Source organism: Nocardioides humilatus, from assembly GCF_008373755.1.
GTDB lineage: Bacteria > Actinomycetota > Actinomycetes > Propionibacteriales > Nocardioidaceae > Nocardioides > Nocardioides humilatus.
Map to the genome: position 1 here is coordinate 724,275 of NZ_VUJV01000003.1, position 12,719 is coordinate 736,993.

Sequence of the window (12,719 nt, forward strand, 5' to 3'; positions counted from 1 at the left end):
GGTCAGGACTCCGTTCCGGTGCTGGGCTCGGCAGCCGGGGCCTCCGCGGCGGGAGCGCCGTCGCGGTCCGAGCGGGTCGGACGGTCTCCGCGCGACCCACGGGTCGGACGGTCGCCGCCACGGCTGGGACGACCGCTGCCGCCACGGCCGGGGACACCGGCGCGGGCAGCGGCCTGGGCCTGACGCTCGGCACGGGTGCCGGCGACCTCGCCCTTGTAGATCCAGACCTTCACGCCGATGCGGCCGAAGGTGGTCTTGGCCTCGTAGAAGCCGTAGTCGATGTCGGCGCGCAGCGTGTGCAGCGGGACGCGACCCTCGCGGTAGAACTCGGTGCGCGACATCTCGGCGCCGTTGAGGCGGCCCGAGCACTGGATCCGGATGCCCTTGGCACCCGAACGCATCGAGGTCTGCATGGCCTTGCGCATCGCACGGCGGAACTGGACACGGCCCGACAGCTGCTCGGCCACACCCTGAGCGACGAGCTGAGCGTCGATCTCCGGGTTCTTGACCTCGAGGATGTTGAGCTGGACCTGCTTGCCGGTGAGCTTCTCGAGCTCGGTGCGGATCCGGTCGGCCTCCGCGCCGCGGCGGCCGATGACGATGCCCGGCCGGGCGGTGTGGATGTCGACGCGGACCCGGTCACGGGTGCGCTCGATCTCGACCTTGGCGATGCCGGCCCGCTCCATGCCCTTGGAGAGCAGCTTGCGGATCGCGACGTCCTCGCCGACGTATGCCTTGTACAGCTTGTCGGCGTACCAACGCGACTTGTGGTCGGTCGAGATGCCGAGACGGAAGCCGTTCGGGTTGATCTTCTGACCCATTACTTCTTACCGCCCTTCCCGGCGACGACGTCGGCCGGCTGGACCGCGATGGTGATGTGGCTGGTGCGCTTGTTGATCCGGGTGGCCCGGCCCTGCGCACGCGGACGCCAACGCTTCATCGTCGGGCCCTCGTCGACGGTCGCGACCGACACGACCAGGTCACCGGTGGGCAGGCCCTCGGTGGTCCCGGCGTTGGCCACGGCGCTGTCGAGCACCTTGCCGACGGTCTTGGCGGCTGCCTGGGGAGTGAAGGCCAGGATCGACTGCGCCTCGGCCACGGGCAGGCCGCGGACCATGTCGACGACCCGGCGGGCCTTCATCGGGGTGATGCGGACGTAGCGGGCGCTCGCGAACGCACCGGGCTGGTCGCCCAGCACGGATTCGCGACGCGCGCTCGTGCGCTGGCGGTCAGTGGCAGTCATCGACGACGCCCCTTCCGGTCTTCCTTGACGTGGCCGCGGTAGGTGCGGGTCGGGGCGAACTCGCCCAGCTTGTGGCCGACCATCGAGTCGGACACGAACACCGGCACGTGCTTACGACCGTCGTGGACCGCGATGGTGTGACCGATCATCGAGGGGATGATCATCGACCGGCGCGACCAGGTCTTGATGACGTTGTGAGTGCCCTTGTCGTTCTCCGCGTCCACCTTCTTGAGGAGGTGGCCGTCGATGAAGGGGCCCTTCTTCAGGCTGCGAGGCATGTCAGTTACTTCCTACCCTTGCCGGACTTGCGGCGACGGATGATCTGGGCGTCGGAGGCCTTGCGCCTGCGGGTGCGGCCCTCGGGCTTGCCCCACGGGGAGACCGGGTGGCGTCCACCGGACGTCTTGCCCTCACCACCACCGTGCGGGTGGTCGACCGGGTTCATGACGACACCGCGAACGGTCGGGCGCTTGCCCTTCCACCGCATGCGGCCGGCCTTGCCCCAGTTGATGTTGGACTGCTCGGCGTTGCCGACCTCGCCCACCGTCGCGCGGCAGCGCACGTCGACGTAGCGCATCTCACCCGAGGGCAGACGCAGCGTGGCGTGCGAGCCCTCACGGGCGACGAGCTGGGCGCTGTTGCCAGCGGAGCGGGCCATCTTGGCACCGCCGCCGGGACGCAGCTCCACGCAGTGGATGGTGGTACCGACCGGGATGTTGCGCAGCGGCAGGTTGTTGCCGGGCTTGATGTCGGCACCCACGCCGGACTCGATGCGCTGGCCCTGGACAACGTCCTTGGGCGCGATGATGTAGCGCTTCTCGCCGTCGGCGTAGTGCAGCAGCGCGATGCGCGCGGTGCGGTTGGGGTCGTACTCGATGTGAGCGACCTTGGCCGGCACGCCGTCCTTGTCGTAGCGACGGAAGTCGATGATGCGGTAGGCACGCTTGTGACCGCCGCCCTGGTGCCGGGTGGTGATCCGGCCCTGGTTGTTGCGGCCGCCCTTCTTGGGCAGCGGACGCGTCAGCGACTTCTCCGGCGTGGTCCGGGTGATCTCGACGAAGTCGGCCACCGAGGAGCCACGACGGCCCGGGGTGGTCGGCTTGTACTTACGGATAGCCATCAGTTCGGTCCTCCGAAGATGTCAATGCGGTGACCCTCGGCCAGGCTGACGATGGCGCGCTTGGTGTCCTTGCGCTTGCCGATGCCGTACTTGGTGCGGCGCGTCTTGCCCTGGCGGTTGAGCGTGTTCACCGAGGTGACCTTGACGTTGAAGATCTTCTCGACCGCGATCTTGATCTCGGTCTTGTTCGCGTCGGGGTGCACCAAGAAGGTGTACTTGTTGGCGTCGAGGAGGCTGTAGCTCTTCTCCGACACCACCGGCGCGAGCAGGATGTCGCGGTGGTCCTTGTGCAGGGTGCTCACTTGTCGCCCTCCGTCTTCTTGCCGTAGGCCGTGCCGGAGACGAACGCCTCGTAAGCGCCCTTGCTGAAGACCACGTCGTCGCTCGCGAGCACGTCGTAGGTGTTCAGCTGGTCAACGGCGACCAGGTGCACCTCGGGAGCGTTGCGCAGCGACAGCCAGGTGATGGTGTCGGTGCGCTCGAGCACCACGAGGTAGTTGTTGCGGTCGGTGAGGCCCTTGAGGGCAGCCAGGGCGACCTTGGTCGACGGCTTGTCGCCGGACACCAGGCCCTCCACCACGTGGATGCGCTCGTTGCGGGCCCGGTCGGTGAGGGCACCGCGCAGGGCGGCCGCCTTCATCTTCTTGGGGGTCCGCTGGCTGTAGTCACGCGGCTGCGGGCCGTGGACGACGCCACCGCCGGCGAACTGCGGCGCACGGGTCGAGCCCTGACGCGCGCGGCCGGTGCCCTTCTGCTTGTAGGGCTTGCGTCCACCACCGCGGACCTCGCCGCGAGACTTGGTGGAGTGCGTGCCCTGACGCGCAGCAGCCTGCTGGGCGACGACGACCTGGTGGATCAGCGGGACGCTGACCTCGACGTCGAAGATCTCGCCGGGGAGATCGACCTTGACGGTCTTGATGGCCATGGGGAAATCAGCCCTTCTTCGCAGCGGTCCGGAGGACGACGACGCCGCCCTTGGGGCCGGGGACGGCACCCTTGAGGAGGATCAGGCCCTTCTCGACGTCGACCGCGTGCACGGTGACGTTCTGGGTGGTGACCGTGTCGCTACCCATCCGACCCGCCATGCGCATGCCCTTGAAGACACGGCCGGGGGTGGCGCAGGCGCCGATCGAGCCCGGCTTGCGGTGGTTGCGGTGGGCACCGTGGGAGGCGCTCACGCCGGCGAAGCCGTGACGCTTCATGACACCGGCGAAGCCCTTGCCCTTGCTGGTGCCGGTCACGTCGATGGCCTGGCCGGCCTCGAACGTGTCGACCGGCAGCTCCTGGCCCACGGTGTAGGTGGAGGCGTCCGCGGTGCGGATCTCGACCAGGTGACGGCGCGGGGTCGTGCCGGCCTTGGCGAAGTGACCCGCCTGCGGCTGGTTGACCTTGCGACCCTCGATCTCGCCGTAGCCGATCTGGATGGCGTTGTAGCCGTCCGGCTGGGGCTGGCGGACCTGGGTGATCACATTGGTGGTCGCGGCGACCACGGTCACGGGGACGATGCGGTTGTTCTCGTCCCAGAGCTGGGTCATGCCGAGCTTGGTGCCCAGCAGGCCCTTCACGTTGCGTTCGACAGTCATGACAACTACCTCAGAGCTTGATCTCGATGTCGACACCGGCCGGCAGGTCGAGACGCATGAGCGAGTCAACGGTCTTCGGCGTGGGGTCGATGATGTCGATGAGGCGCTTGTGCGTGCGCATCTCGAAGTGCTCGCGCGAGTCCTTGTACTTGTGCGGCGAGCGAATGACACAGAAGACGTTCTTCTCGGTCGGCAGCGGCACCGGGCCGGCAACCTTCGCACCCGTACGGGTAACGGTGTCCACGATCTTCCGCGCCGAGGAGTCGATCACCTCGTGGTCATAGGCCTTGAGCCTGATGCGGATCTTCTGTCCCGCCATAGGTCTCTCTCGTCCTTCTCGTCTCAACTCAACCGGTCTTGGTCCGCTCCGACCCCCGAGGTCGGGCGTGTCGCGCCTTCAAGCAACTTTTTCGGCACGCACGTCTCCCTGGGGATTCGAGCCACTGTTGTCCTGATCGATCTTCACGAGGCGTGACACATGACAACGCCGAGCAGGCTCACCGCGCGCGGACGAATCCCCGTGCGTTGGAAGACCGATTCAGGAGTCAAGATGTGCCACGCCCCGACGTAGCCGTCGGAGCAACCTGGACATCTTGGCAGAGGTCCGGGCACCGCACCAAATTGACCGCACCCGATCTTGGCGAGGGCGGATGCAAGGATGGCCCGCGATGACGGGATCACATCATTACCCACCGCCCGGGGCACCGCTGCCCGAGGAGCCGAGCGCTGCGCCGACAGGTGCGCCGTACGCCCCTCCGCCGCCTCCCCCACCCCCGCGCAGCGCGTCTCCGATGCCCGGGATGCTCGGTGCCGCCCACAAGCCCGGCGCGATCGCCCTGCGCCCGTTGAGCCTCGGCGACATGTACGACGGTGCCTTCAGGATCATCCGCTTCAACCCGAAGGCGACGGTCGGCGCGGCCGCGCTCGTCACGGCCGTCGCGATGGTCCTGCCGGTCGTCGTCAGCACGGTGACCGCCTTCACCGTCGGCAGCGGTCTCGACGCGAGCGGCGGCTTCGACGACGGCTCGAGCACGGCGGAGACGCTCGGCCTGCTCGGCTCCTTCGGCTCGCTGTTCATCGGCATCTACGCCGCCCAGGTCGGCGTCATCTTCGTGACCGGCATGATCGCCCACGTCACCCGCGCCGCGGCCGTCGGTCGCAAGCTCACCCTCGCCGAGGCCTGGGCCGCGACCCTCGGCAAGCGGTGGCGCCTGCTCGGCCAGGCGATGTTGGTCGGCATCATCGGCCTGCTGGCGATCGCGGTCCTGATCGTCTTGATCGTGCTGGTCGCGGTGGCCACCCAGGACGTGCTCGCGACGATCCTGCTGTCGCTGGCGTTGATCGGTGCCGCGGTGCCGCTCTACGTCTGGCTGTGGGTCAAGCTGGTGTCGCTCGCGACCCCCGCGCTCGTGCTCGAACCGATCGGGGTCTTCGCCGCCTTCGGCCGCTGCTGGAACCTCACCCGCGGTGCGTGGTGGCGGGTCTTCGGCATCGCCCTGCTCACCGTCGTGATCGTCAGTGTCGCGGGCGGCATCCTCACGACTCCGGTCTCGTTGGTCGGCAACATCTTGTCGGGCGTCTTCATCGAGTCGGGCGTCGCGATCCTCGTGGTCACCCAGGCGGTGACCCTGGTCATCCAGAACGCGTTCGTCGCGCCCTTCACGGCCGCGGTCACGTCGCTGCAATACCTCGACCAGCGCATGCGCAAGGAGGCCTACGACGTCGAGCTGATGCGCGAGGCCGGGCTGATCCCGCGGTGACTCCCCTGGTCTCCCTCCTCGGCATGGCGGCCGTGCGCCTCTCCGACCCACCGCTCGACCCGAGCGGCGGGGAGGCCCGGTCGTGGCTGCGCAAGGAGCTCGCCAAGCCGGAGTACAACGAGACCAACCCGATCGAGCGGATCATCGACTGGGTCTCACGCCTGTTCGACGACGGCACCGGCGCCGCGGCCGACTTCCCGGTGATCGGCACCTTCGCCGCGATCCTCGTGGTGCTGCTGCTCGTGGTGGGCGTCGGGATGCTCGCCTCGCGCGCCCGCCGTACGGCGCAGGCCCGGGCCGGGCGGGAGCCCGCCCTCGGTGACGAGTCGGTCACCGCGGCCCAGCTGCGCGCTCGGGCCGAGGCGGCGCTCGCGGAAGGGCGTTTCGACGACGCGCTGGTCGACGCCTACCGCGCCCTCGCGGTGCAGCAGGTCGAACGCGGCCGGGTCGACGACCTCCCCCAGGCGACCGCCCACGAGCTCGCGGCCGCCCTGGGCCGCGAGTTCCCGGCGCAGCGCCACCTCGTCGACCGGAGCGCCGACCTGTTCGACGCAGTCCTCTACGGCGACCACCCCGCCACCCGCGAGCAGGCGATCGACGTCCTGGCGCTCGATGACGAGCTGAGCGGGCGCAGGGAGCGGGCGCGATGAGCTTCGTCCGTCGCCATCGCCTGTGGATCGGCGTCGTCACCGCCGTGCTGGTGGCGATCACCATCTCCATCTGGGCCAGCAGCGGCGACCAGAGCCGCACCCGCCCGCTCGACCCGGACAACCCCGATCCCGACGGCGCCCAGGCGCTCGCGCGGGTGCTCGAGGACCGGGGCGTCGAGGTCGACGTCGCAAGGTCGGCCGACGAGCTCCACGCGGCCGGTGCCGGCGACGGCACCACCGTGCTGGTGACCGGCACCGACCAGCTCGCGCCGAGCACCCTGGACCGGCTGCAGCGTGACACCCGCGGCGCCGAGGTCGTCCTGGTCCAGCCGCCGCCCTACCTGCTCGATGCCGTCCAGACCGGGCTCGACACCTCGATCGCGGCTGATGAGACCACCGGGGACTGCGCCGACGACCGGTTCGACGGCCTCACGCTGACCGTCGACCGCGCGGAGGCCTACGCCACCTCGACCGGCTGCTTCGCGAGCCGCGGCGGCTACGTCCTGGCCCGCGGGCCAGGGGAGACGACCTACTTCGGCGCCGACCAGGCGCTGACCAACGACCAGGTCCTGCGCGGCGACAACGCCGCCGTCGCCCTGCGCCTGCTAGGCACCCACGACCGGCTGGTCTGGTACCTCCCGACCTTCGACGACGCCGCGGCCGACGAGACCGTGAGCCTGTGGTCGTTCGCCCCGCGGTGGCTGGTGCCGTCGCTGTGGCTGGGCTTCTTCGCGATCGTCGCCGTCATGTGGTGGCGGGGCCGCCGGCTCGGGCGGCTCGCCGTCGAGCCGCTTCCCGTGGTCGTCCGCGCCGTGGAGACGACGCGCAGCCGCGGCCGGCTCTACCGACAGGTCGACGACCGCGCCTACGCGACGTCGGCCCTGCGCTCCGCGGCCCGCCGCCGACTGGCCGAGCACCTGCGGCTCGGCCGCGGCGCCACCGAGGCCGAGGTGATCACCGCCGTCGCGCGGCACGTCGGCCGCCGCGAGGACGAGATCGGTGCTCTCCTCGCCCACCATGCCCCTGCGCCCCTGCACGACCAGGACCTGGTCGGACTGGCGCAGACTCTCACGCAGCTCGACACGGAGGTACGCCGCGGATGACCGAAACGACCACTCACAGCGCCAGCGAGCACGACGCCCTGCGGGAGCGGCTGCTCGCCGTACGTCACGAGGTGGGCAAGGCCGTCGTCGGCCAGGACGCCGCCGTCTCCGGGCTGCTGGTCGCGCTCCTGTGCGGCGGGCACGTCTTGATGGAGGGCGTCCCCGGTACGGCGAAGACGCTGCTCGTCCGCACCCTCGCGGCGACGCTCTCGGTGGAGACCCGGCGGGTGCAGTTCACCCCCGACCTGATGCCCGGCGACATCACCGGCTCGCTCGTCATCGATAGCACGGGCGGCCAGGGCGGCCAACTGTCCTTCCGCGAGGGCCCCGTCTTCACCAACCTGCTGCTCACCGACGAGATCAACCGGACGCCTCCCAAGACGCAGTCGGCGCTGCTCGAGGCGATGGAGGAGGGTCAGGTCTCCGCCGACGGCGTGACGCGGCCGCTCCCCCGCCCGTTCCTCGTCGCCGCGACCCAGAACCCGGTCGAGTACGAGGGCACCTACCCCCTCCCCGAGGCGCAGCTCGACCGGTTCCTGCTTAAGGTCGTGCTGCCGGTGCCGCCGCGCACCGACGAAATCGCGATCCTCACCCGCCACGCAGCGGGTTTCGACCCGCGGGACGTGGCGGCCGCCGGCGTACGTGCCGTCGCCTCCGGCGCCGACATCGAGGCCGCGCAGGCGGCGGTCAAGCAGGTGCAGGTCGCCCCCGAGGTGGCGACCTACATCGTCGACATCGCCCGCGCCACCCGTGAGTCCCCGTCCCTCTCGCTCGGCGTGAGCCCCCGAGGCGCCACCGCGCTGCTCCGCGCTGCGCGGGCGTGGGCCTGGCTCTCGGGGCGCGACTTCGTGACTCCCGACGACGTCAAGGCGCTCGCCCACGCTGCCCTCGTCCACCGGCTCGGCCTGCGTCCCGAGGCCGAGCTCGAGGGCGTCGACGTGGCGAAGGTGCTGTCCTCGGCCCTCGGCTCGGTGCCGGTCCCCCGCTAGTGGGGCGCTCGTCATGGTGATCTCCGGTCGGGTGCCGCTGCTGGTGCTGCTGGGTGTCGTGGCTGTCGTGCTGCGGCCCTCCGGCGGCACCGTCGTGCTGTGGCTGCTCGCCGTCGCGCTGCTCGTCGCCGCCGACCTGCTGCTGGCTCCCACGTCGGCGGCTGCCGGGATCACCCGACGACCTCCCGGCACGGTCCGCCTCGGCGACCCGGCCGAGTCGCGGCTCACGCTCACCAACGAGGGGCGGCGCGCGCTGCGGCTCCAGGTCCGCGACGCCTGGCAGCCGACCGCAGGCGCGACGGACAACCGGCACCGGCTCACCCTCGGCGCCGGGGACCGCCAGGTCCTCCGTACGCCGCTACGGCCGTGGCGACGGGGTGACCTGCGCGCCTTCGGCGTGACCGTCCGCTCCTGGGGCCCTCTCCACCTGGCCGCCAAGCAGCACACCTACGACGTGGCGGGCTCGGTGCGCTCACTGCCGCCGTTCGAGTCCCGCAAGCACCTGCCCTCACGGCTCGCGCGGCTGCGCGAGCTCGACGGTCGCGCTGCCGTACGGATCCGCGGCCAGGGCACCGAGTTCGACTCCCTGCGTGAATACGTCCGCGGCGACGACGTCCGATCCATCGACTGGCGCGCGTCCGCCCGCACTCCCCACGTCGTCGTCCGCACGTGGCAGCCTGAGCGCGACCGGCGCGTGGTCCTCGTCCTCGACACCGGGCGTACGGCGGCGGGGCGGGTCGGCGGCGCCGACGGCGTGCCGCGGCTCGATGCCGCCATGGACGCCGCACTCCTGCTTGCGGCCCTCGCCGCCCGGGCCGGCGACCGGGTCGACTTCGTCGCCGGTGACCACCGGGTCCGCGCCCGCTTGCGCTCGGCAGGGGCGCGCGACATCGCCCTCCGGCTCCAGGAGTCGATGGCCGAGCTCGAACCGGTCATCGCCGAGGCGGACTGGGACACCCTCGCCGGCGCGATCCAGGGATTCGGGAAGCAGCGCGCGCTCGTCGTGCTCCTGACCCCGGTGGAGCCCTCCGCGATCCAGCACGGGCTGCTCCCGATCCTGCCCGCGCTGACCCAGCACCACCGGGTGGTCATCGCGTCGGTCCGCGACCCCGAGCTCAACCTGCTCGCCGACCAGCGCGACACCCTCGACGAGGTCTACGGTGCCGCGGCCGCCGAGCAGGAGCTGCGGCGGCGCGACTGGACGTCCGAGGTCCTGCAACGGCTCGGGGTCCAGGTGGTCGACGCCGACGCCGAGCGGCTGCCGCCCGCACTGGCCGACCACTACTTGATGCTCAAGGCGCAAGGGTTGCTCTGAGCCAGCGGCGGCTCTGAGCCAGCGGCGGCTCTAGCCAGCGGTGGCGACCCGGTCCTCGAGGAGGTCGGCGTTGATGTCACCGGTGTGGCCGGCCGCGGCGGCGTGCCTGCCGACGATGAAGACGTAAGCGAGGAACCCGATCTCGGCGAGCACGCCGATCCCGATTCGCGCCCAGGTGGGCAGAGGTGAGGGCGTCACGAAGCCCTCGATCACGCCGCTCACGAAGAGCACGGCGACGAGTCCGAGCGCGCAGGTGATCGCCGTACGTCCGGCGTGGGCGAGCGCCGCGCCCCGACCGAGGTCGCCCGGAGCGATCCACGACCAGAACAGCCGCAGGCCCACCCCCGCGGCGACGAAGACGGCGGTCAACTCGAGCAGGCCGTGCGGGAGGATCAGGCCCCAGAACAGGTCGCCCCGGTCGTGGCGCATCATGATCGAGCCGATGACCGCGAGGTTGAGGATCGTGGCGTAGAGCGCATAGATCACGCCGACGCCGGTGATCCCGAGCGCGATGCACTGAGCCGCCACCCAGGCGTTGTTGATCCACACGTGGCCGGCGAAGTCCTGGGCCGGTCCGGAGCTGTAGTAGTCCTCGAAGTCGTGGTTGACCAACGAGTCGATCTCCTTCGGAGAGATCAGGGTCTGCTCGACCTGCGGGTGGTCGAGGAACCACCACATCAGCACGCCGATCACGAGGACGTTGACCGCCGTGCTGCCCAGCCACCAGTAGCGCATCCGGTAGAGCGCGGCGGGGAACTGCTGGGTGAAGAACCCGACGAACGCTCGCCAGCTGAGCACCCGCGCGCCCAGCATCGAGATCCGGGCCTTGGCCAGCAGGGACGAGAGGTAGGCGATGACCTGCGCGTCCGGCGCCGACGTCCGGATCAGCGAGAGGTGCGTGGCGACCTGCTGATAGCGGTCGACGAGCTCGTCGCTCTCGGCGCCGGTGCGCCGCCGCCGGTTGACCAGCTCCTCGAGCCGGGCCCACTCGCGCGAGTGCGCGACGACGTAGGCGTCGAGGTCGATGCGCGGCACGCGTGCAGACTACGTCGTACGATCGCGGCGATGTCGACACAGCCCGCGCCCACCCCTCAGGTGGAGTTCGCGACGATCACGACCGACGACCTCGTCACCGGCGAGGGCGTCGCCCTCGACCTGCCGCCGGCCAGCCTCGGGCTGCGGCTCACCTCGGGCCTGATCGACGCCGTCGCGACCGTGGTGCTGTTCCTCGTCTCCCTCTTCGTGCTGGTCATCGCGACCGCGCGCGGCTCCGACGACCTGATCGCCCTGGCGCTCGTCGTCGCGATCATCCTCACCTTCGTGGTGTTCCCGACGACGTTGGAGACGCTGACCCGCGGCCGGTCGCTGGGCAAGCTGGCGATGGGGTTGCGCACGGTGCGCGACGACGCCGGGCCGATCTCCTTCCACCACGCCGTCGTGCGAGCCCTGATCGGCTTCGTCGAGATCTACCTCGCCTCCGGCGCGCTGGCCTTCTTCTCGATGTTGGTCAACCACCGCGGCAAGCGGCTGGGCGACCTCGCCGCCGGCACCTACGTCATCCGCGACCGGGTCGGCTTGCGCCTGCCGATGCCACCGCCCATGCCGCCCCAGCTCGCCCAGTGGGCACGCACCGCCGACGTCGCCACGCTCCCGACCGGGCTCGCCCTCGCGGTGCGGCAATACATCGCGCGCCTCCCGACGCTCGACCCCGCGACCCGGCACCGGGTGGGGACCGACCTGCTCGAGGACGTACGGCGCTACGTCGCCCCGCTGCCGCCCGCCGACGCCCCCGTCGAGCTGGTGCTCGGCGCCGTGATCGCCGAGCGCCGCGACCGTGATCTGGCGCGGCTGCGCCGCGACGACGAGCTCCGCCAACGCCTCGCAAGCCGGGACTAGCTGACCGGCACCCAGGTAAGTTGTCCGGCGATGAACACCCTGGGGACTGCAGAGCCGAGCACACCGCTCACCGCCACCGACGTGGCCCGCGCGACCGAAGCGGTCGACCGCATATCCGCGGCCTTCTCGAGCCGCGTGGTCGGCCAGGAGAAGGTGCGCACGGCGCTGCTCGTGACGCTGCTCTCCGAGGGCCACATCCTGCTGGAGTCGGTGCCGGGCCTGGCGAAGACGCTCGCCGCCTCGACGCTGGCGCAGGCGGTGAGCGCGGACTTCTCGCGCATCCAGTGCACCCCCGACCTGTTGCCGAGCGACATCATCGGCACCCAGGTCTACGACCCCCGCAACCACGAGTTCGAGACCCAGCTCGGCCCGGTGCACGCCCACTTCGTGCTGCTCGACGAGATCAACCGGGCGAGCGCGAAGACCCAGTCGGCGATGCTCGAGGCGATGCAGGAGCGGCAGACCTCGATCGCCGGCACGATCCACCCACTGCCGAGGCCGTTCATGGTGCTCGCGACCCAGAACCCCATCGAGGAGGAGGGCACCTACGTCATCCCCCACGCGCAGATGGACCGCTTCCTCCTCAAGGAGGTCGTCGACTACCCCGAGGAAGCCGACGAGCTGATGGTGCTCGACCGGATCGGCGACGACACGCTCGGCCAGCACGCCGACCGGGTCGAGCCGGTCGCCACGTTGGCCGACGTCGTCGAGCTGCAGGCACTGGTCCGGCGCGTCTACGTCGACCCGGCGATCCGGCGCTACGTCGTCTCGCTGGTCCGCGCCACGCGCCACGTCGACCAGCTCCTCGGCGCCGACCTCGGCGGCTACGTCGAGATCGGCGCGAGTCCCCGCGGCAGCATCGCGTTCTTCCAGGCGGCGCGGGCCATGGCGGTCGTGCAGGGCCGTCACTACGTCATCCCCGAGGACGTGCGCGAGCTGCGGCACGCCGTGCTGCGGCACCGCATCCACCTGAGCTTCGAGGCGCTGGCCGACCGGGTGCAGCCCGAGAGCATCATCGACGCGGTCTTCCGCGCCGTACCGACACCGTAGGCCGGCTGGT

16 protein-coding genes are annotated in these 12,719 nt (G+C 70.7%); 7 read left to right on the forward strand and 9 right to left on the reverse strand.

What is annotated here, in order from left to right:
• Window positions 1–2 precede the first annotated feature (2 nt).
• From rpsC to rpsJ, 8 genes are read right to left on the reverse strand one after another with little or no spacing between them, the layout of a single operon-like run.
• Window positions 3–821, reverse strand: a complete 819-nt coding sequence (gene rpsC, locus F0U44_RS11385) for a 30S ribosomal protein S3 (protein ID WP_149728394.1) — start codon at window positions 819–821, stop codon at window positions 3–5.
• On the reverse strand, window positions 821–1,243 hold the full coding sequence (gene rplV, locus F0U44_RS11390) for a 50S ribosomal protein L22 (protein WP_149728395.1): 423 nt from the start codon (window positions 1,241–1,243) through the stop codon (window positions 821–823). The genes rpsC and rplV overlap by 1 nt, the downstream gene beginning before the upstream one ends.
• On the reverse strand, window positions 1,240–1,521 hold the full coding sequence (gene rpsS / locus F0U44_RS11395) for a 30S ribosomal protein S19 (RefSeq protein WP_056708017.1): 282 nt from the start codon (window positions 1,519–1,521) through the stop codon (window positions 1,240–1,242). Before rpsS ends, rplV begins: the two co-directional genes overlap by 4 nt.
• 5 nt (window positions 1,522–1,526) lie before the next feature.
• Window positions 1,527–2,363, reverse strand: a complete 837-nt coding sequence (gene rplB / locus F0U44_RS11400) for a 50S ribosomal protein L2 (protein WP_149728396.1) — start codon at window positions 2,361–2,363, stop codon at window positions 1,527–1,529.
• Window positions 2,363–2,665 (reverse strand): 50S ribosomal protein L23, encoded by a 303-nt coding sequence (rplW, locus tag F0U44_RS11405; RefSeq protein ID WP_149728397.1) that lies wholly within the window; start codon window positions 2,663–2,665, stop codon window positions 2,363–2,365. Before rplW ends, rplB begins: the two co-directional genes overlap by 1 nt.
• Window positions 2,662–3,288 carry a 50S ribosomal protein L4 gene (gene rplD, locus F0U44_RS11410; RefSeq protein WP_149728398.1) on the reverse strand — a complete coding sequence of 209 codons (627 nt, stop codon included), beginning with the start codon at window positions 3,286–3,288 and terminating at the stop codon, window positions 2,662–2,664. The genes rplW and rplD overlap by 4 nt, the downstream gene beginning before the upstream one ends.
• 7 nt (window positions 3,289–3,295) lie before the next feature.
• A complete protein-coding gene (rplC, locus tag F0U44_RS11415; RefSeq protein WP_149728399.1) occupies window positions 3,296–3,946 on the reverse strand; it encodes a 50S ribosomal protein L3 in 651 nt (216 codons plus the stop codon).
• 10 nt (window positions 3,947–3,956) lie between these two features.
• Window positions 3,957–4,265: a 30S ribosomal protein S10 gene (gene rpsJ, locus F0U44_RS11420; protein WP_012923688.1), complete on the reverse strand. Its 309-nt coding sequence runs from the start codon at window positions 4,263–4,265 to the stop codon at window positions 3,957–3,959.
• Window positions 4,266–4,614: 349 nt separating this feature from the next.
• Between rpsJ and F0U44_RS11425 the strand changes: the two genes are divergently transcribed.
• The 5 genes from F0U44_RS11425 to F0U44_RS11445 are packed head-to-tail and all read left to right on the forward strand — an operon-like array spanning window position 4,615 to window position 9,763.
• On the forward strand, window positions 4,615–5,706 hold the full coding sequence (locus F0U44_RS11425; protein WP_149728400.1) for a hypothetical protein: 1,092 nt from the start codon (window positions 4,615–4,617) through the stop codon (window positions 5,704–5,706).
• A complete protein-coding gene (locus F0U44_RS11430; RefSeq protein ID WP_149728401.1) occupies window positions 5,703–6,356 on the forward strand; it encodes a DUF4129 domain-containing protein in 654 nt (217 codons plus the stop codon). Before F0U44_RS11425 ends, F0U44_RS11430 begins: the two co-directional genes overlap by 4 nt.
• Window positions 6,353–7,459 (forward strand): DUF4350 domain-containing protein, encoded by a 1,107-nt coding sequence (locus tag F0U44_RS11435; protein WP_149728402.1) that lies wholly within the window; start codon window positions 6,353–6,355, stop codon window positions 7,457–7,459. Before F0U44_RS11430 ends, F0U44_RS11435 begins: the two co-directional genes overlap by 4 nt.
• A complete protein-coding gene (locus tag F0U44_RS11440) occupies window positions 7,456–8,448 on the forward strand; it encodes an AAA family ATPase (RefSeq protein ID WP_149728403.1) in 993 nt (330 codons plus the stop codon). The genes F0U44_RS11435 and F0U44_RS11440 overlap by 4 nt, the downstream gene beginning before the upstream one ends.
• Window positions 8,449–8,461: 13 nt before the next feature.
• Complete coding sequence (locus tag F0U44_RS11445; RefSeq protein ID WP_149728404.1) at window positions 8,462–9,763, forward strand: DUF58 domain-containing protein; 1,302 nt, start codon at window positions 8,462–8,464, stop codon at window positions 9,761–9,763.
• 30 nt (window positions 9,764–9,793) lie between these two features.
• On the opposite strand, the gene F0U44_RS11450 is transcribed toward F0U44_RS11445, so the two are convergent.
• On the reverse strand, window positions 9,794–10,798 hold the full coding sequence (locus F0U44_RS11450) for a stage II sporulation protein M (RefSeq protein WP_246160423.1): 1,005 nt from the start codon (window positions 10,796–10,798) through the stop codon (window positions 9,794–9,796).
• Window positions 10,799–10,828: 30 nt separating this feature from the next.
• Between F0U44_RS11450 and F0U44_RS11455 the strand changes: the two genes are divergently transcribed.
• Both F0U44_RS11455 and F0U44_RS11460 read left to right on the forward strand, forming a co-directional pair.
• The gene (locus F0U44_RS11455) at window positions 10,829–11,659 is read left to right on the forward strand and encodes an RDD family protein (RefSeq protein WP_149728405.1); all 831 of its coding nucleotides are present in this window, start codon (window positions 10,829–10,831) and stop codon (window positions 11,657–11,659) included.
• 30 nt (window positions 11,660–11,689) lie between these two features.
• Window positions 11,690–12,709, forward strand: coding sequence for an AAA family ATPase (locus tag F0U44_RS11460; RefSeq protein ID WP_149728406.1), 1,020 nt, complete (start codon window positions 11,690–11,692; stop codon window positions 12,707–12,709).
• Window positions 12,710–12,719: the final 10 nt, after the last annotated feature.